Here is a 20011-nt window from a genome sequence, read left to right on the forward strand (position 1 = left end):
TCAGTAGAGCCCTCCGGTATTGCCGAGCAGCTTTTCCCGCAGCTCGGGAGAGAGCTCATTGTCGGCATCAGTGGCTGGCAACTCGGCCATCTCCCGGTCGTCGATGATGGGGCAGTTGCCGTCGCAGGGGCCAGTCCCCGGCTTGAAGGCTTCGGAGATGGCGCCCGGCGAGCCTTCCTCAACCGACCGTCCCGTCTTGCGGTCCACCACCTGGAAGGACATGCCTGCGGGTGGGTGAAATTCGGCTGCGGGCTTTCCCTGAAGCGCGACCTTCATGAAGTCGATGAAAATCGGGGCGGCCAGCCCGCCGCCGGTCTCGCCGTAGCCCATCGGCTTCGGCGTGTCGTAGCCGAGGAAGACGCCGGTGACGATATTGGGGGTGAAGCCCACGAACCAGACGTCCTTCTCGTCGTTGGTCGTTCCTGTCTTGCCGGCGATCGGTACCCCCAGCGTGGCCACATTGCGGGCCGTGCCGCGCTCAACCACGCCGCGCATCATCGAGGTGACCTGATAGGCCGTCATCGGGTCGAGCACATAGTCCCTGGTATCGACGAGATCGGGCTCCTCCTGGTTTTCCCAGGAGAGCGCGTTGCAGTCCGGGCACTGGCGGACATCTTGTCGGTAGATCGTGCGGCCGTAGCGGTCCTGGACGCGGTCGATCATCGAGGGATTGATGGCCTTGCCGCCATTGGCGATGACGGCATAGGCGGATACGAGCCTGAGCAGCGTGGTTTCGCCGGCGCCGAGCGCCATCGGCAGGTAGGTGCGCAACTCGTCGTAGATGCCGAAGCGTTTGCCATAGTCGGCGACAAGATCCATGCCCAGATGGCGGGCAAGGCGAACGGTCATCAGGTTGCGACTGTTCTCAAGTCCGGTGCGCAGGGTCGAGGGGCCGCTGAAGCGCCCGTCGTAATTCTTCGGCCGCCATGTCTTGCCGGTGCCATCGGGAATGGCGATCGGCGCGTCCATGACGAGCGTGGTCGGCGCGTAGCCGGTATCGAGGGCCGCGGCGTAGACGAACGGCTTGAACGATGAGCCGGGCTGGCGATAGGCCTGGGTCGCGCGGTTGAACTCGGACTGTGCATAGGAAAAGCCGCCGGCGACCGCAAGTACACGCCCGGTGTTCGGATCCATCGAGACCAGCGCTCCCTGTACCTGCGGCGGCTGGCGCAGGACATAACCCGTTTCCAGTTTCTCGAGATAGACAACGTCGCCCGGCGACAGCACATCCTTGAGCGAGGTAGCACAGCGGCGCCTGCCTTCGCTAAGCCGGCACAAGGCCCAGGCTGAGTGGTCACGGCTGATCGTGGCCATCGGCGCGGACGCTGCCGATGCTTCCGTGCCTGTCGGCCTGAGGCCGAGTTCGACCTTGTCTGTGGCGGAGGAGAGGACGACAGCCAGCTGCCATTCCGGCACGTCCGAAAGCGGCTGGCGCTCTGCGAGCGCCTGCTGCCATCCGTCAAGCGAGGGCAGGCGGGCGATCGGTCCCCTGTAACCTTTTGCCTGGTCGTAGGCGACAAGCCCCTTTCGCAACGCTCGCATGGCGGCTTGCTGCAGCCGTGGATCGAGCGTCGTGCGCACCGAAAGTCCGGCGGTGTAAAGGGCAGCGTCGCCATAGCGGGTGCCGAGCTGGCGGCGTACCTCCTCGGTAAAGTAGTCCGCCTTGTCTGCGGATGCCTCCTGTCGCTTCGGCTTGATGCCGAGCGGCGAAGCGGTCGCTGCCGCCGCAACGTCGGCATCGATGACGCCGTTGCGGCGCATCTGCTCGATGACCCAGTCGCGCCGGGTCACGGCGCGATCCGGATGGCGGTACGGGTCGTAGTTGTTCGGAGCTTTCGGAAGGGCGGCGAGATAGGCCGCCTCGGCCACCGTCAGCCGATCGACCGGCTTGTCGAAATAGGTCAGCGCGGCCTGCGCGATCCCGTAGGCGCCGAGACCGAGATAGATGTCGTTGAGATAGAGTTCGAGGATGCGGTCCTTGGAATAGGTCTGGTCGATGCGGATCGACAGGATCGCTTCGCGCAGCTTACGCTCCACTGTCCGATCGGAAGACAGCAGGAAGTTCTTGGCGATCTGCTGCGTGATCGTCGAGCCGCCGATCATGCGCCGGCCGGAGCCGTAGTTGGCGACGTTCGACCAGAGCGCGGTGGCAAGGCTCGCCACGTCAATGCCGGGATGCAGGTAGAAGTTCTTGTCCTCGGCGGAAAGGAATGCCTGCTTGATCCGCGCCGGCATGGCGCCGATCGGCAGGAACAACCGGCGTTCCCGCGCATACTGCGCGATCATCGCGCCATCGCCGGCATAAAGTCGTGTGGTGACCGCCGGCTCCCAGGTCGCCAGCGCCCGATGGTCCGGCAGGTCACGTGTCAGGGCGGCCACGCAAAATGCCAGCCCGACGCCGAGAAGCGTTGCAAGGTTGATCAAGGTGGCGAACAGGTTTGCAGTGAATTTCATGGCGGATGTGGGCGACTTTCGGGGTTCGAAGGACATGGCTTCGCCATCCGCTGCTCAAGGGAGCGGCTGGCGTGCGCAGACCTGTTGCGTGAAGGCGATGCGCCGGTGGCGGACGAGGCTCAGGAGCCCGGTGTTTCGTCTATTCCATCAGGGGGAGCGTCGTCCGCCTTCGCCACCAAAGCCCGCAATATGCCGCTTTTGTTCGCGGCGGCGATCCACGCAGGCATGACGGTGCGACATGTGCAGGGCGCGTGGCTGATGGGCGTTCAGCGGAGACGACACATGGTTGGATCCTCCACAGGGGGCATGTACGAGAGGCAAAACCTCGATGTGTTGGTGGCCACGCCCCGACAAAATGGGGTGCCGACATGAGTTCACCGTAAAGGGCTTGCAGCTTGGCAGCAAACGACGTTTATTTGCAGGACCCATTAGCTGAATTAGGGCATTCATGGTCAGGCCGCATCTCCCTCTCAATGCGCTGCGCGCTTTCGAGGCATCCGCACGACATCTGAGCTTCACCCGCGCGGCGATCGAATTGTGCGTGACGCAGGCGGCTGTCAGCCACCAGGTCAAGCTCCTGGAAAGCAGGCTGAACGTGACGCTGTTCAAGCGCCTGCCGCGCGGCCTGATGATCACCGCCGAGGGTGAGGCGTTGTTGCCGGTGCTTCAGGATTCCTTCGATCGCATGGCCGATATGCTGGAACGCTTCGAGGGCGGTCATCTTCGCGAGGTCCTGATGATCGGCGCCGTCGGCACCTTCGCCGTTGGCTGGTTGTTGCCCCGGCTTGCGGATTTTCAGGAAAAATATCCTTTCATCGATATCCGGTTGTCGACGAACAACAATCGCGTCGACATGGCAGCCGAGGGGCTCGACTACGCCATTCGCTTCGGCAGCGGTTCGTGGCACAACATCGAGGCGACGCGGCTGTTCGAAGCGCCGCTTTCGGTCCTGTGCGTTCCTGAGCTGGCCGATACGCTGCGTCGTCCTGCTGATCTCCTCAGCCAGACGCTGCTGCGCTCCTACCGGGCGGATGAATGGGTGAACTGGTTTGCCGCAGCCGGCATCACCTATCCGGCGCCGCTTCTCAAAGGTGTGGTGTTTGATTCGTCGCTCGCCATGATGGAGGCGGCAGCCCAGGGCATCGGCGTTGCGCTTGCGCCGCCTCTCATGTTTTCCCGGCTGCTGTCGAACGGCACGGTGCGCCAGCCCTTCGACGTCTATACCTCGATGGGCAGCTACTGGTTGACCCGGCTGAAATCGCGCGCCCCGACGCCGGCGATGTCCGCCTTCCACGATTGGTTGATGGCGGAAAAGGAAGACAGCTGCCTGCAATCCGAGCGAGCGGCCGCGAGCAGCGCGGCATAGGTACCACCGCATTCGGGCGGGAGCTCTGCCAAGTCATGGGCGATGTCTCGGAGTTGGGCGTGGTGGGGCGGTCAGGCCGACAGCTGCAGCTTGTGGCTATTCGCCGTAGCTGACGATCCATTCCGGCGGCTCTCTTTCGAGGCTGCCGTCAACCTGTACGTTTCTGTCTTTCGCCCAACGATAGCCCCACATCGGACCGTGTTTCGTCGCATAGGAGGGCGAACGCCGATAGGCGGCATCGGCCTGCGCCTTCTCGAGCGTGACGAAGTCGTAGCCGCTTTCTTCGAACAGCGACAGGATCCCCTTCATCGCGTCCGCATTCAGTCGGTTGACGTGTAGCAACATGATCGCTGGCGGTTCGTAGCCAAGGACCTGCGCGTTGAGATCGGCGTAATAGGCGATCTGTTGCTGGGTGTGCATCAGATAGGCCGTCCTGATGCGGTGGGCCGCTTCCGTGTCGTTCTCGGCAAGAGCACGTTCATAGGCGCGATCGAAGACGTAGTCCGAGGTGTCGATGGTCGAGGCGGCGATCGTGTAGCCACGCTTCGCCGCAAGCGTCGCGATCGCATTCTGCTTTTCCGGGGTGTCGCCGGTGTGGTTGTAAGGGAACCGCAGGAAGCGCAGCTCCTTTCCCGCGGCCTTGAGGAGTTGCCGCGCCGTTTTCTCGCCATCGACGATTTCGCGCTTTATGCCGGCAAGGTCGAGCGCATTGGTGTCCGCATGCGAGAAGGTGTGATTGCCGAGCGTCAGCCGCGGTCCGGTCCAACTCTTCAGGATGGTTTTCGCTCGCGGCCCGACAGCGCGAACTTTGCTCTCCACGACAAATCCGATCGCCGGCGCCTTTTGTGCCTTGAGGGCTGAAAGAATGCGGGCATTTGCCTCTTCGATGCTTTGGATGGAGGGCCCATCCGTTCCGTCTTCGCCGGCGCGGGCATGCGGCAGGTCGTCGAAGGTGATGGCGACGGATTTCTCTCGTGCATCGCCTTTGGTCTCGGCATGGGCCTCGACAAGGAAGAAACCGAGGGCGAGCCAGGGCGTGAAAGCAAGCAGCAGGAAACGCCCGATCGTGCGAACCCTTCGCACACAGGCCCGGACCACGCTTTGCTGCGTGCCGCCGTCGCCGTGAAGCCCGGTTCCCTTCACCATCGTCCCTCTTCTGCTGGTGGCAATGAGAGTGACACTCGGTCTCAAGGGTTGCATGAGCATTGCGTGGTCGAAATTTTCTCGCTGCCGCGATCGTCAGCGGCGCGGCTGCCGATAGTGATCGTCACCGATGGTCGAAATCCAAATAATTCTAATGGCTGCCGCAAATTATCGTCGTTTGCCGTCCTCGTCGCGGCTGCTTAGGCAAGGCGCATCCAAAGTTCGCGGAAACCAAATTCGAGATGCGGAGACATGTATGAGAACGTTGAAGAGGCTCGGTCTGGCGACGGTGGTCGCCACCTTCTGCATGGCCAGTGCGGCCACGGCCGACAACGCCGACTGGTCCCGACCGACAAAGCCGTTTCGCGTCGTCGGCAACATTTACTACGTCGGCACCAAGGGGTTGTCGGCCTATCTTATCACCTCGGGCAGGAAGGCTATCCTGCTCGACGGCACGCTGAAAAGCACGGCCGCGCTTGTCGAAGACAATATCGCAGCGCTCGGTTTCAAGCTCTCGGATGTCAAGATCATCGTTACCAGCCATGCCCATTACGATCACGTCGGCGGGGTAGCCCAGATCAAGCGAGATAGCGGCGCCAAGCTCCATGCGATCGCGGCCGATCGCTGGGCTCTGGAAAACGGTCTGCATGACGGCGAGACCAGCTACAAGCGCGGGACGTTTTCGCCTGTCAAAGTCGATCATGTTCTTGCCGACGGCGACGCCGTGACGCTCGGAGATGTCAGTATGAAGGCGACGCTGACATCAGGGCACACACCGGGCTGCACCACCTGGTCGACATCGGCGATCGAGGACGGACGCGCGCTCAAGGTGGTCTTTCCCTGCAGCGTCACCGTTGCCGGCAACAAGCTCTTCGGCAACAGGCGCTACCCCGGCATCGTCGGTGATTTCGAGGTAAGCTTCGACCGGCTTGCGGCCATGAAGGCGGATGTGGTGCTGCCGGCGCATCCGGAATTCGCCGATGTTCTCGGAAGGGCGGCGCGACGAAACGCAGGCGACAAGGATGCCTTCGTCGATCCGGGGCTGCTCGGCCGGATCGTCGAGCAATCCCGCGCCGCCTTCAAGAAGGAACTCGCAAGGCAGAGGGCCAGACAATGACAGGGAGACAGGGCCGCATGTGCGCTGCCCTTTGAGTCTGCCCAATCAGTCGGAAACGAGGCCGTCAAAGACTTCGAGCATGGCCTCGCTGATGGCCTTGCCGAGCGCTGCTGCAGCCGCACTCAAGGCTGCGTCGTCCATATCGCGTGCGGCCATCGCGAAAGACGCGCCTTCGGTTACGACGATTTCCTGGGCGCGCTGGATTGCCCAGAGGGCAAACTCGCTGCGGTCGGCGATTTCAACGGTTTCCATTGTGGTCTCCAGATTGTTCATGGAAGGTCTTATAGCCTGATCGACCATCGTGGGGACTGCCCGTGTGGTCCTTTGGTGTGGACTGCGTGAAATAGTCGTGTGGTCAGCGGGTTTTGTGCTTAGGCCCTCTGGGTTGTGCCCATCGGAAAAGCCACCGCCGGGGACTTTCGTTGCGGTTTAAAGGTGAGTAATAGAGGAAAGAATAAAGCAACCGAAAACTCCACCTTCCCGAAGACGGGCAACGCGATAATGACGTTTCAGCCGCGGATGCAGAACAAGATTGCCGGTTTCAAGGTCCTGGGCGAGTTGCATCGTCGGGAATGGAACGGGATCATCGCCGACGTGTGGGACGTCGAATGCGACCCGCATGCCGGTGGCTACTACGTCTCCAGCGATCCACGGATGTTCATCGTGCTGGATGCGCAGGGTGGGAGCAACCACAACGTCAAACTCTCATCCCAGGCGAACGGCATCGTCCAGGATTACCGCGAACAGGCGATCTCCTACATCCCGTCGGGCATGGAGATCTGGGCCGATGTGGTCGATGTCAGATATATCCGCCACCTCGATCTACACTTCAACATCGACATCCTCAGCCGGCGGCTGATGGAGGACCTCGATGCCGGTCAGTGCGACGTGCCGCGGCTGATGTTTGAGGACGAGCGATTTCTTCAGCTCGCCCGGCTGATCGCGTCGGAATGCCTGAACCCGCAGCCGCTGCACGATCTCTATGGCGACGGGCTGACGGTCGCTCTTTTCATCGACCTGATGAAGCTCAACCGCAACAGCGTCCGCAAGCGCAGCCAGCTGGCGTCCTGGCAGCTGCGCCGGGTGGTGGATTACATCGAGGAAAACAGCGTTCGCAACATCAGGCTGGAGGAACTGGCAAGCCTTGCCGGCCTTTCGCAATCGCATTTCAGCCACGCCTTCAAGGCTTCGACCGGGGTAGCGCCACACCAGTGGCAGATGAATGCCCGGATCGAGCGGGCAAAGCATCTCCTCGTGAAAAACGAGGTGTCGCTCACCGAGATCGCTGCCGAAACGGGCTTTTCGGACCAGGCTCACTTCACCCGGGTCTTCCGCAAGGCGGTCGGCGCCACGCCGGCTCTTTGGAAAAGAAGCCGTCTTTCTTGAGCAAATGCCATTTTCGTTGAACAGTTGCCCGTGCACATTTGCCCAAAAGTGTTCAACTTTCAGCGATCGAAACAAGCCGCGCTCCAATACTTGATATAAACGGTCATCTTATCAGCAGTCAGAAAGCCAGGCCCTACGCTGTGGGGATAGCAGGCCGGGCAAGCAGGGGTGACGATACGATGCAGCGTGATGGCAAGAGTGTGCGTTTGAGAGATTTTCTGGCGAGCGGCGTTGCCGGCATCGCGTTGCTTGTGTCGACCGCGGCTGCGGCCCAGGACGGTAGCGCCACGAAACTCGAGAAGATCGAGGTGCAGGCGCAGGGCGGGCGCGACGACGCCACGGGCCCTGTCGAGGGTTACGTCGCAAAAGCATCGACGACCGGCTCGAAATCGGCCACGCCGATCAGCGAAATTCCGCAATCCGTCTCCGTTATTGGTCGCGAGGAACTTAACGATCGCGGCGTCGTCAACAAAATCGACGAGGCCCTGCGCTACACGCCCGGCGTGACCACCGAGCCCTTCGGTGTCGATGCGGACACGGATTGGTATTACATCCGCGGCTTCGACGCGTCGCAGACCGGCGTATTCCTCGATGGTCTGTCGCTGTTCAGTTTCGGCTTCGGTGGCTTCCAGATCGACCCGTTCATGCTGGAGCGCGTTGAGGTGCTCAAAGGCCCGGCATCGGTTCTCTACGGCGGCGCCAATCCGGGGGGTATCATCAGCCTGATCAGCAAGCGGCCGCTCGACGAGCCGCTGTATTACACCGAGATCGGCATCAACAGCGACGGCAACGCCTTCACCGGCTTCGACGTCAACGACAAGCTGACGGACGACGGCACCATCCGCTATCGCGTCACCGGCAAGGTGTCGGGCGGCGACACCTACACCGACTTCTCGAACGATCTGCGCGGCCTCCTCATTCCGCAGATAACCTATGCACCCGATGATGCAACCAGCCTGACGGTCTATGGCGTCCTGCAGGGGCTCGATCAGGTGCATGTCGGCAACGGCTTCCTGCCTTATGTCGGCACTGTCGTCGATGCGCCGTTCGGCAAGATCGATCGCGATGCATTTTTTGGCGAGCCCGATCTGGACGAGGGCACCTATGTCCAGCAGATGGCCGGCTATGAATTCAAGCACGAGTTCGAAGGTGGATGGCAATTCAGCCAGAACCTGCGCTACGGCCATCTCTACAAGCATGAGAAAGGCCCCTATCCCTACGGCTACTACGATCCGAGCCTGCCCTTCCCGTCATCGACGGTGCCGGCCACCCCGGACAATCTGCTCTATCGCGTGGGGTTCGAGGCAACGTCGAAGGTCGATACTCTCGCCGTCGACAACCGTGTCGAGGGAGAGTTCGAGACCGGAGCGCTGGAGCACACGCTGCTCGTTGGTCTCGATTACAAATATTACCGGCTGGATCATGTTCAGGCTTCGTCGGCTGCTACACCCATCAGCGCAACCAACCCGATTTACGGTGCGCCGCAGCCCGCCAACGCCATCTATATCAATCAGGTGGTGACGCAGCAGCAGTTGGGCATTTACGCGCAGGATCAGATCAGGTTCGGCAACGGCTGGCTCGTGACGCTCAATGGCCGCTACGACTACGTGGACACCAAGACCAGGAACGGCCCGACCTTCTGGGCGCCGACGCAAGACAATAGCTTCAGCTACAACGAAGGCGCTTTCAGCGGCCGCGCTGGCCTTGCCTACGAGTTCGACAACGGCGTGACGCCTTATGTCAGCGTTGCAACTTTCTTCAACCCGATCGTGGCGGTGACCGCCACAGGAAATACCAAGCCCCAGGAAGGTGAGCAGTTCGAGGTCGGAGTGAAGTACGAGCCAACGTTCTTCGACGGTGTACTGACCGCATCGCTCTACCAGCTGACCAAACGCAATGCCCTCGTGACCAACCCGTTGACGAGCATTTCCACCCAGACGGGCGAGGTGCGGTCCCGCGGCATCGAGCTTGAGGGCAAGGCCAACATCAACGAGGACTGGAAGCTGATCGCCGGCCTTGATTTCATCAATCTTGAGGTGACCGAAGACGCCAACACGGCGTTGGTGGGTAAGACGCCGTACCTTGTTCCCAATGCTCAGGCATCGCTCTGGCTTGACTATACCGTGCCATCAGGAGCGTTCGAAGGGGTCAGCCTTGGCGCAGGCGTCAGGTACCAGGGCGAATCCTGGGCTGATGCGGTAAACACACGCAAGGTCTCTTCGGCCGCCCTGGTCGATGCGGCGATACGCTATGAAAAGAACGATTGGGCGGCGTCGCTGAACGTCTCCAACCTCTTCGACAAGGAATATGTGAAAGGGTGCCAGGGACTTTCGGTCTGCGGCTATGGCGAAAGCCGGACATTTACCTTGAAGCTCAGCAAGGAATGGTAATCTCACGCACGGCAACATAGCCTGTCCGAATGGCGCCAGGAGAGGCCTCTCTCCCGGCGCCATTCGACGTTCCGAGACGCGCTGCTGTCACGATTACTGCTTGCAGCGTGATTTCCGAAAGATCGAAAGATAACGATAACCTCAGGACGCGACGGCTGTTAGCCATTGTCAACGTCGCAGGACCGGGGAGAGGAGGGGTTTGAGCGCGATTACATGGGCGCCCGGCCCGTACACGCAGAAAAACTGTCGCCAAAAGCGGCCGAAGCGCTTAATCCGCTCTCCATCGGCATCGGCTATAGTTCATCCCATGAGAATCAATGCGATCACAAACTGGGCCTACGGCGTCACGGTCCTTTTGACCGGATTGTCCGGTGTGGCCTTCATCCTGTCGACGAACAGCGCGATCGAGGAGCGGCAGGCGGCCGAGCAGCACCTTGTGCTCGACACGCTTGGCGAGGAACTCGCGCTCGGTGCCGAAGAGCGAAGCGATGCCGCACGCCTCTATGTGATGCGGGGAGACCTGCGCCATCTCGAAGACTTCCATGGCAAGGAAGAGGAGGAGCGCACCCACGAGGCGGCAATCCGGAGCGTGCGCGAATTCGGCGCTGCGCCTGAGGAACTGGCCGCTCTTCAGGAGGTCGAGCGCGAGGCGGAGGCTCTCGACAAGATCGAGGTTGCCGCGATCGACGCCTATCAGAAGGGCGATCAGGCGGCGGCGCAACGGATGCTCTTCGGCCCGGAGCACGACCGGCTTCAGACCGCGTTGCTTGAAACGGTCGTCCGCTTCCGCGAACTGACGAAGGCCAGGACCGGTGCGGCTCTGGAACAGGCGAAGGAGCGCAGCGACTGGTTCGGCATCGCGGCGAAGACTATGCTCGCCATGACGGCGGCACTGTTCCTGGGCGTGCTTTATTTCGTGCTCAAACGGCGTGTGGCCATGCCGCTCGTGCGCATGACCGGCATCGTCACGCGGCTTGCCAAGCAGGATTACGAAGTGGAAGTGCCGCTCGACCGCCGTCGCGACGAGATCGGCGAGATGAACGAGGCGATCCATATCTTTCGCACCAACGGGCTGGAGCGCGATCGACTGGATGCCGAGCGGCGGCTCGATCAGCAGACCAAGGACCTGATCCTGCAGATGATGCACCGGCTGCAGGCCTGCCAGATCCAGGAGGAGCTGGCAGAGGTGGTCGCACGGTTTGCGCCGCAGATCTTTCCCAACCTTGCCGGCCATCTCTATGTGCTGAATGACAACCGGACGTCGCTGACGCTTGTCGGCACCTGGCTCGACCCGCAGCATTCGGCAGACGCTTTCCCGTCGAGTGCCTGCTGGGGACTGCGGCGCGGCCGGCCGCATGTCAGCAATGGCGGCCAGAGCGATATCGCCTGCCAGCATCTGGACGAGAGCGATGTCGCCGGGCTGTGCGTGCCGCTGACGGCGCAGGGCGATACGATCGGCCTGCTCTATTTCGAGGAGCGCTCACCCGAGCAGCCAGCCGTCGAGACGTCGCGGCTCTATCTCGAACTGATCGCGGAAAACATCGGCCTTGCCGTCGCCAATCTGCAGCTGCGCGAGAAGCTGACCAATCTGGCTGTCCGCGACGCCCTGACGGGGCTCCTCAACCGGCGCTGCCTTGATGAAGCGCTGAACAAGCAATCGCGGGAGCGGGCTGGAAAGCCACTCGTCTGCCTGATGATCGACATCGATCATTTCAAGCGCTTCAACGACGAGTTCGGCCACGATGCCGGCGACGTGGTGATGCAGTATGTGGCCCAGATCATGCTCGACGCGGCCGGCGAACTCGCAACGACCTATCGTTTCGGCGGCGAAGAGTTCACCATGCTTCTGCCAGACATGAGCGAGGCGGCGGGCTTCGAGTTTGCCGAGCGCCTGCGTGACAAGATCGGCACGACGCCGCTTTCCCATCGTGGCCGCATCCTCGGCTCCGTGTCGGTGTCGATCGGCATCGCCTCGTCGCCGCGCGAGGGTACGGTGGCAACGCTTCTGACGCGAGCCGATGCCGCCCTGCTCGACGCCAAGGCGCGGGGACGGAGCATGACGGTCTGCTCTTCGGGTCTGGTCGTCACTTAGGGGGCCGACGGAAACGGCTAGTGGTGAATGGCCACGCCATGCTTTTGCAGCAGGGCGACGATGCCCGCGTCGGGCAGGCTGTCGGTGACGAGCGCATCGACATCGGCAAGCGAGGCGAGGCGCACGAGCGCACGTCTCGAAAATTTGCTGCTGTCGACGGCAAGGATGATGCGTTCCGCCTGCTTCATCGCGGCAGAGACGGCGGCAACCTCAGCGTGATCGTCGTCGCCGATGTCGCCATCCTGATCGATGCCGCTGACCGAGATGACGGCGATGTCGAACTTGAACTTCCGGATGTAGTCGGCAGTCTCCTCGCGAAACACACCGGCATCCACCTGCCGAACAAAGCCGCCGGGCACGGCAACCGCGAAATTGCTGCTCTCGCTGAGCGTCGTTGCGACGCGCAGACTGTAGGTCACGACACGCAGGTCGCGGCGCTTGAGCAGAGCGCGGGCAACCGCTTCGCAGGTAGTCCCGGTGTCGAGGAACACCGCTGCGCCATCCGGCACCAGATCCGCCGTCAGCTGGCCGATCCTTTCCTTCAGCGCCGCGTTGTCGACGCGCCGCTGCCGGTAGATCGCCGGATCCACCGGGGTGGCGATGGTCGCGCCGCCATGGAGCCGGCGGACCCTACCGCCCTGTTCGAGCGCCATGATGTCGCGCCGCGCCGTCTGCGTCGTGACGTCGAACATGGCGGTGATTTCTTCGATCGAGATGTAATGGTTCTTCTCGAGGTAACGCAGAAGCTGCATCTGACGTCGCGTCTTCTTGTCCTCGCCGCCGGCGGCCTGCTCGTCCATCATCTTCATCCCGAATGTCCCGATCCCGTCTTGCTAGCATGGCGCCGGCCGCCGTTCCCAAGAGAATTGTGGAACGGCGTGTCCGTCGTGTGAAATTTTATCGCGCCCGTCAAAATGTTGCAAAACTGACATTCAACGTCGGTAATGGTCCAAATCGTACTTTCAAGCAAGCGCACCTGTCATCAACAGCATCGTGATGAAAGCATTGTGACAGCGCGTGAGCGTATTGCGACATTTGGAGTTATGCGATGAAACAACGTGGACATGACATCCGCGGGGTAGCGGCTTTTGCGCGCCTGCGGCAACCGCTTCGCCTGGCGACGGCCCTGCTTCTTTGCGGAACGAGCCTCGCCCTTTCGGCAGCAAGTGCCGGGGCTGCGGACGACAGCATGAAGATCCTGACGCTCAACACCTGGCTGGATCGGTTCAAGGCCAACCCGAGCGTGATGTCGGATTTCTTCATCAAGGGTAACTACGACATCCTGACGTTCCAGGAGTTTCGTGCCAACAGCACCTATGCACGCGACATTCCGGGCATCCTGAAGAATGCGGGCCTCGGCACCTACGGCACCCGCCAGGACGGGGATGTCGGCGTCTTCTCGCGACTGCCAGGTACTTTCGGCGTCAACACGCTGGGTGACATCGCCACCTACACCGTCGTCGATCCAACCGTCAGCAAGCCGCAGACGGTGGTAGGCACCACTCACCTTAACTATTACGACCCGGCGACCAACCGTATCGCTGAAGCCAAGGGCCTGAACCAGTGGGCCAAGGGCGAAACCCGACCGGTCATTCTGACCGGTGACTTCAACGCCGGCGACGTTTCCGAGCGCGGGCTGCATTCGATCAGCCAGCAGGAACTGTTGCTGAAGACCTATGTGAAGAGCCCGAGCAACGCCTTCTATCTCGGCCTGCTGCGCGAGTACGCCAAAGACCAGCAGGCCCTCGACACCTATATCGCGCAGTGGAAGGGCAAGACGGCAGCCGCCATCAACGCCTCGACCGTGCCCACGGGGCTGTTTGCCGACGAGATGTACCCTGTCAACGGCAACCTGCCGCAGACGATGAACATCCTGAAGAAGCAGTACCAGCTGCTGCAGCTCCCAAGTGAGCGCGAACAGTTTACGCCGCATGGCCTGAACGACGGCAGCGTCACCTGGCCGTCCCACGGCGAAGACGCGACGAATACCTGGGCCAGCTGGCACCGCGTCAAGATCGACCATTTCCTGGCATCGCGGCCGTTCGGCAAGTGGTGGACGATCAACGACGACCCGAAAGATCCCTATTCCGGCGTGATCACCGATGTCAGCTATGTGACCAATCCCGACGGTTCGAAGACGCCGCTGTCGGACCACGAGCCCGTGGCCCATACGCTGCGCTGGGTAGGGCCGGTTCTCGATACCTACACGGATCCCGCCTCGGCTACCGCCAAGACGCGTGTCGTCTGGGGCGAGAAGGCGTCGACCTTCGATGAGAAGGGCAAGGAATTCGTCCTCAGCCGTAACAACATGCGCAATGATATCTATCTCGGCCAGATTTCCGATGAGAACGGTCTGCCGATCCTTGCCGGCCTGACCGACACGGAAAAGAAGACCTTGCTCGACTGCGCCAGCGCCGATCCGCGCTTCCAGCAGGCGATCCGCGACTATTGCATTGACGATCATTCCTTCATTGGCGAGATGCGCGTGGCCGACGGCGGCACGGTGATCGTCAACGAGGATGCGGCGCTCGGCAATGCCGACGCAAAACTGCGGCTCGATGGCGGCGGGTTGCGCGTCACGGGGCGGGAGATGCACCAGCTCAACCGTGACGTCGTGCTCGAAGGCAACGGCGGCTCGTTCGACATCGTCGACGCTCAGAATGTCGTGGCGATCAACCGGGCGATCTCGGGCACCGGCAGCCTGACCAAGCTCGGCGCGGGCGCGTTGGTGCTGAATGGCCAGAACAGCTACACTGGCGAGACCGTGGTCAAATCCGGCCTGTTGTCCGTTCAGGGCTCGATCGCCTCGTCCTCGAAGCTGACCATCGAGGCCGGTGGCGCGATCAGCGGCGTCGGCTCCATCGGCAGCATGACTGTGGCAAACGGCGGTGTGATTGCGCCCGGCAATTCGATCGGCACGTTGAACGTCACCGGCGACATCACTTTCGCTGCCGGTTCGGCTTACCATGTCGAGACCAATGCCCAGGGCGAGAGCGACAGGATCGTCGCCACCGGCAAGGCGATCCTCAACGGTGGCTCGGTGCTGGCACTGGCGAGCGGCAACGCTTATGCGCCGCAGACGGCCTACACGATCCTGTCGGCCAATGGCGGCGTGTCGGGAACATTTGCGGACGTCGCCTCCAGCCTCGCCTTCCTCGACCCGACGCTTGCCGATGTCGCCAATGACGTCACGCTGACGCTCAGCCGCAACGACATTCGTTTCGACGATGTCGCAGAGACGGCGAACCAGCGTGCAACCGCTGCCGGTGCCGAGAGCCTCGGGTTTGCCAATGCGGCCTATACCGCGATCGTCAACCTCGACAAGGCCGCGGCGCCCGCCGCCTTCGACCAGCTCTCCGGCGAAATCCACAGCTCGGCCAAGGGCATGCTGCTGCAGGACGGCCTCCTGCTTCGCGATGCCGCCACCAACCGCATTCGCTCGGCCTTCGGCGATGACAATGGCAAGGCGACGCCGGTGCTTGCCTATGGCGAAGGCGGTATTGAAAGCGTGGCGCCGGATACCGACCGCTTCGCCTTCTGGAGCCAGGCTTTCGGCTCCTGGGGCGAGACCGATAGCAACGGCAATGCCGCGGCATTCGATCGAAACACCAGCGGCTTCCTCGCCGGCATGGATGGCCTCGTCGGCGACACGTGGCGCGTCGGCCTGCTCGGCGGCTATAGCCGCTCCTCGTTCGATGCTGCCGATCGCCGCTCTTCCGGCGACAGCGAGAACTACCATATCGGTGTTCACGCGGGCACGCAGATCGGCGCGCTGTCGTTGACGGCGGGCGCGACCCACAGCTGGCACCGGATCGAGACGACGCGAAGCGTGTTCTTCCCCGGCTTCGACAACACTCTGTCGGCGACCTATGACTCCAGGACTTCCCAGCTCTTTGGAGAAGCGAGCTATGCGATGGAAACCGGCCCCTTGGCTTTCGAAGGTTTCGCCAATCTCGCCTACCTGAACCTCGATACGGATGCGTTCCGGGAGAGTGGTGGCGCAGCCGCGCTTGCCGGTGCGGCTGATCACAGCGATGCGACCTTCACGACCGTCGGTCTTCGTGCATCGAGCGATGTCGCCTTCGGCGAGACGGTGGCGACGATGCGCGGCACGGTCGGCTGGCGGCATGCCTTCGGCGACGTTACCCCGACCTCGGCCTTGGCTTTCTCCGGTGGCGATACCTTCTCGGTTGCCGGGGCGCCGATCGCCAGGGACGCGGCGATCGTCGAAGCCGGGGTCGACTTCAACATCGCACCCGCAGCGACGCTCGGCGTCAGCTATTCCGGCCAGATCGGGTCCGGCGTGTCCGATCACGGCGTCAACGCACGGCTCAAGGTTCGGTTCTAGAACCCATCGCGGCCCCGGTTTTGTTGCCGCCATTAAAGAAGGACAAACCCCGCGATCACGGTGGGGTTTGTTCGCATTGGACAGGCCCGCGCCGTTCAGATCCAGACTGTTCGGCCCTCGCCCTCGCAGCCAAGCGCTCGCAGGATGCTGAGCGGAATGCCGACCATGGTTTCCTGGCCTGATGAGAGCAGGAAGGACGCTGTTTGCGGTTCGCGATAGGCAAGGATCTCCTCGCGGGAGGCCTTGGTATAGATGCCGCGCAGGGCGCGCACACAGCCGCTATGGGTGACCACGACGTGCGTGTTGTCGCGATCGAGGGTCGTAAGCCAGGCGAGCAGGCGAGTGTCGAGCATGATCCGGCTTTCGCCGCCAGGCATGGCGTAATCCCAAGGCTCGGCGTTCTGCGCCTCGTATTCATGCGGCAGATCCCGCTCGATCTCGTCGTGGGCGCGGCCCTCCCAGGTACCATAGGCCCTTTCCACCAGCGCCTCGTCATGGGTGAACTCTTCGAAGGGAACCGACCAGGTGTCGGCCAGGATCGAGGCCGTCTGGCGCGCGCGCCCGAGTGGACTGACCCAAAATTTGAGGTTGGTCTCGGCGGCGATCCGCTCGGACAACCGCAGCCCGACGGCCAGCGCCTGTCGCACGCCGTTCGCCGTCAGCGGCGTATCCTTTCGGCCTTGCAGCCGGCCGGCGACATTCCATTGGGTTTCGCCGTGGCGGATGAGGATGATGTTGGGCAGGGGGGAGGTCATGGCATGCTCGAAATATTGCGGCCTCGGGCCGGAATTGAAGAGAGGAGGGCACCCGCCGGAGAATGGCCGGCGGGTGCCCGATGGTTCACTCGGCAAGCCAGAGCGCCGAGGACGGCTTGAGGCCGAGCATCGTCGTCGCTCCGGTCTCAAGCAGCGCTTCGCCGGAGTGGAACGGTGCATCGATCAGTACCGTGGTGGTGCCGACCTGCACGCCGTAGCGCACGGTCGCGCCCAGGAATTCGCGATGCGCGATCGTGCCGGTCAAGGCTACCGCGCCCGGCTCCAGTGTGCCGAGGGTGGCATATTGCGGCCGGAAGACGAGCTTGGCGCCTGCCGGCACGGACGCGCCGGCCGGGATCGGGATCGAGCCGGCACCGGCTACCTCAAACGTCCGCTGCGTGCCGGAACCCGAGACAGTGCCGTCAAGAATGTTCGCCGTGCCGAGGAAGTTGGCGACGAACAGGTTGGCGGGCTTCTCGTAGAGCCCCATCGGCGTGCCGACCTGCTGGATGCGCCCTTCGTTGAAGACGGCGATGCGGTCGCAGACGGTGTTGGCCTCTTCCTGGTCGTGGGTGACGAAGATCGTCGTCAGCTTCAGCCGCTGCTGCAGCTCGCGCAACTCGCGCCGGACTTCGACGCGCATCTTGGCGTCGAGGTTGGAAAGCGGCTCGTCGAGCAGAAGCACCTTCGGCTCAATGGCGATGGTGCGCGCCAAAGCCACGCGTTGCTGCTGTCCGCCGGAAAGCTGCGACGGGCGACGGTCGGCGAGCTGTTTCAGCCCCACGAGTTCGAGGGCTGCCTGGACCCGGCGCTCGACTTCGGCGCGGGGCAGGCGCCGCTCTTCCAGGCCGAAGGCGACATTGGCGGCAACCGTCATATGCGGCCAGAGCGCATAGGACTGGAAGACCATGCCGACGTCGCGCTTCCATGCGGGCATGTCGAGCACGTCCTGGCCGCCGATGACGACCTTGCCCTGCCGCGCTTCGTTGAAGCCGGCGATCAGACGGAGAAGCGTGGTCTTGCCGCAGCCGGACGGGCCGAGAAAGGCGAAGAATTCGCCCGGCTGGATCTCCAGGTTGATGTCCTTCAGCACGTGAAGGGCGCCGTAATAGAGATTGACGTCGCTGATGCTGATCGCCTTGGCGGGGCTGACCGCGAGAGCGGCGCTGTTGATGTTGACAGTCATAATGTTCCTCCCGAATTTCTATTTCGTCATGCCCAGCGCCTTCTGGCGGCGCTCGATGACGTAGTGCGAGAGCAGGGTGCAGAGTGCGACCATGACGACGGCGATGACGCCGAGGGCTGCACCCGGGCCACGACCCGCCGGCGATTGCATGAAGACGTAGAGCCCGTAGGCGAGCGGTGCGTCCGAGTTGCTCTGGATCAGCATCAGCGTTGCCGACAGCTCGACGGCAGCCGTCGAGAAGCTGGTGACGAAGCCGGCAAGCAGACCGCCCGTCATCAGCGGCAACACGATGCGACGGATCGTCCGCTGCTTGGTGGCGCCGAGGTTTTCTGCCGCCTCTTCCAGCGATTCCGAAACCTGCTGCAGTGCTGCGTAGCAGGCCCTGAGCGCGTAGGGCAGCCGGCGGATGGCAAGCGCCAGAACCACCATGACCCAGAGGGTGGCGAGCGGTGTGCCGTCCGGCAGCGTTACGCCGTAGAACGTGCGGAGGTAGCCGATACCGAGCACGACGCCGGGGATTGCAAGAGCGGACGTTGCCGCCCAATCGAGCCAGCGGCGGCCGACGACCTTGGTGCGCAGCACGAGATAGGCAATCGCACCGCCGATGACCACGTCGATCAGGCCGGCGAGGCTGGCGTAGATCAGCGTGTTCTTGATGTAGAGCGAGCTTTCGCCGAACACCCGCCCGTAGTGCGCCATGGTGAAACCATCAGGCATCGGGCTGAAGGACCAGACGGTTGCAAGCGACAGCAGCAACAGGCCGATATGCGGCGACAGCACGAGCAGCAGGATCAGGCCGACGACACCATAGGCAATGACGCTTTCACCGCGGCTGAGCTTGCGGCGGGATAGGCCGCCGCCGCCGCGCTGGGTCGTCGAATAGTCCTTGCCGCGCATGGCAATGGCGGAAAGCCACATGGCGAAGATCGAGACGGCGATCAGAATGACGGAGATGACGTAGCCCATCGGATCGGTGAGGCCCACCGAGGTGACGCGCAGATAGGCTTGGGGCGCCAGCATGTCCTTGACGTTGAGAAGCAGCGGTGTGGCCAGGTCATCGAAGACCTTGACGAAGACCAGCGAGGCGCCGGCGAGGTAGCCCGGCATTGCCAGCGGGAAGACGATGCGGCGGAACAACCGGACGCCCGACGAACCGAGGTTCTGTGCGGCTTCCTCCATCGAGCGGTCGATGTTGCGCAGGCTTGTCGACAGATTGATCAGGATGAAGGGGAAGTAGTGCAGCGACTGCACGAAGATGACGCCGTTCAGCCCTTCCATGAAGGGAATGCGGATGCCGAACCAGTCGTTAAGGATCAGGTTGACGGTGCCGTTGCGGCCGAAGAGCAGCTGCATCGCAACGGCGCCGACGAAAGGCGGCATGATCAGCGGCACGAAGCCGAGCGTCTGGATGATCAGCGAGCCGCGGAAGTCGAAGCGCGTCGTCAGCACCGCAAGCGGCAGTGCGATGGCGCTCGCCCAGACCACCGACATGCCGGAGACGTAAACGGAGTTGAAGAACGACCGCCGGAACAGGTCGGTGTTGAAGAAATCGACGAAGTTGACGATCGTCAGCGCGCCGGTGCCCTTTTCGGTGAAGGCGGTGTAGATGACCGTCCCGGCCGGGATGATCAGGAAAATCGAAAGGAAAAGGGCGATTACCGAGATCGCGAAGATCTGTCCGGGCTTGCCCGAAACACGTCTTATGGGAATGGATTGAACGAGCGCCATGGGGCAGACTCCGGATTGTGGTCGACAAGCCTGACGCGCTCGCTGC

At 62.5% G+C, this 20011-nt stretch carries 13 protein-coding genes; 6 read left to right on the plus strand and 7 right to left on the minus strand.

Going from position 1 to position 20011, the window contains the following annotated elements; translation table 11 throughout:
• A complete protein-coding gene (locus AC07UR_RS21910; RefSeq protein ID WP_209790289.1) occupies positions 1-2454 on the minus strand; it encodes a penicillin-binding protein 1A in 2454 nt (817 codons plus the stop codon).
• Between the two features lie 448 nt (positions 2455-2902).
• Here AC07UR_RS21910 and AC07UR_RS21915 point away from each other — a divergent pair, with 448 nt between their 5' ends.
• The gene (locus tag AC07UR_RS21915; RefSeq protein WP_173423255.1) at positions 2903-3820 is read left to right on the plus strand and encodes a LysR family transcriptional regulator; all 918 of its coding nucleotides are present in this window, start codon (positions 2903-2905) and stop codon (positions 3818-3820) included.
• 96 nt (positions 3821-3916) lie between these two features.
• On the opposite strand, the gene AC07UR_RS21920 is transcribed toward AC07UR_RS21915, so the two are convergent.
• Positions 3917-4966: a polysaccharide deacetylase family protein gene (locus AC07UR_RS21920; protein WP_209790152.1), complete on the minus strand. Its 1050-nt coding sequence runs from the start codon at positions 4964-4966 to the stop codon at positions 3917-3919.
• Positions 4967-5219: 253 nt separating this feature from the next.
• On the opposite strand from AC07UR_RS21920, the gene bla reads away from it, so the two are divergent.
• Complete coding sequence (gene bla, locus AC07UR_RS21925; protein WP_234941771.1) at positions 5220-6080, plus strand: subclass B3 metallo-beta-lactamase; 861 nt, start codon at positions 5220-5222, stop codon at positions 6078-6080.
• A gap of 45 nt (positions 6081-6125) precedes the next feature.
• Here bla and AC07UR_RS21930 read toward each other — a convergent pair whose 3' ends face one another.
• Complete coding sequence (locus tag AC07UR_RS21930; protein ID WP_077502544.1) at positions 6126-6332, minus strand: hypothetical protein; 207 nt, start codon at positions 6330-6332, stop codon at positions 6126-6128.
• Between the two features lie 249 nt (positions 6333-6581).
• Between AC07UR_RS21930 and AC07UR_RS21935 the strand changes: the two genes are divergently transcribed.
• The 3 genes from AC07UR_RS21935 to AC07UR_RS21945 all read left to right on the plus strand — a co-directional run bounded on the left by AC07UR_RS21935 (position 6582) and on the right by AC07UR_RS21945 (position 11948).
• The gene (locus AC07UR_RS21935; protein ID WP_209790151.1) at positions 6582-7466 is read left to right on the plus strand and encodes a helix-turn-helix domain-containing protein; all 885 of its coding nucleotides are present in this window, start codon (positions 6582-6584) and stop codon (positions 7464-7466) included.
• 179 nt (positions 7467-7645) lie between these two features.
• Positions 7646-9856: a TonB-dependent siderophore receptor gene (locus tag AC07UR_RS21940; protein ID WP_209790150.1), complete on the plus strand. Its 2211-nt coding sequence runs from the start codon at positions 7646-7648 to the stop codon at positions 9854-9856.
• 307 nt (positions 9857-10163) lie between these two features.
• The gene (locus tag AC07UR_RS21945; RefSeq protein WP_209790149.1) at positions 10164-11948 is read left to right on the plus strand and encodes a sensor domain-containing diguanylate cyclase; all 1785 of its coding nucleotides are present in this window, start codon (positions 10164-10166) and stop codon (positions 11946-11948) included.
• Between the two features lie 17 nt (positions 11949-11965).
• Here AC07UR_RS21945 and AC07UR_RS21950 read toward each other — a convergent pair whose 3' ends face one another.
• Positions 11966-12757 carry a DeoR/GlpR family DNA-binding transcription regulator gene (locus AC07UR_RS21950; RefSeq protein WP_209790148.1) on the minus strand — a complete coding sequence of 264 codons (792 nt, stop codon included), beginning with the start codon at positions 12755-12757 and terminating at the stop codon, positions 11966-11968.
• Positions 12758-12996: 239 nt separating this feature from the next.
• Here AC07UR_RS21950 and AC07UR_RS21955 point away from each other — a divergent pair, with 239 nt between their 5' ends.
• Positions 12997-16296 (plus strand): autotransporter domain-containing protein, encoded by a 3300-nt coding sequence (locus AC07UR_RS21955; protein WP_209790147.1) that lies wholly within the window; start codon positions 12997-12999, stop codon positions 16294-16296.
• Between the two features lie 95 nt (positions 16297-16391).
• Here the strand turns inward: AC07UR_RS21955 and AC07UR_RS21960 are convergent, their stop codons facing one another.
• The 3 genes from AC07UR_RS21960 to AC07UR_RS21970 form a co-directional block, all read right to left on the minus strand.
• Complete coding sequence (locus AC07UR_RS21960) at positions 16392-17051, minus strand: histidine phosphatase family protein (protein WP_173423249.1); 660 nt, start codon at positions 17049-17051, stop codon at positions 16392-16394.
• A gap of 85 nt (positions 17052-17136) precedes the next feature.
• Positions 17137-18237, minus strand: a complete 1101-nt coding sequence (locus tag AC07UR_RS21965) for an ABC transporter ATP-binding protein (RefSeq protein WP_209790146.1) — start codon at positions 18235-18237, stop codon at positions 17137-17139.
• 18 nt (positions 18238-18255) lie between these two features.
• Positions 18256-19965: an ABC transporter permease gene (locus tag AC07UR_RS21970; RefSeq protein ID WP_209790145.1), complete on the minus strand. Its 1710-nt coding sequence runs from the start codon at positions 19963-19965 to the stop codon at positions 18256-18258.
• Positions 19966-20011: the final 46 nt, after the last annotated feature.

This window comes from Ensifer sp. GW821-FHT05G01 (assembly GCF_059419585.1).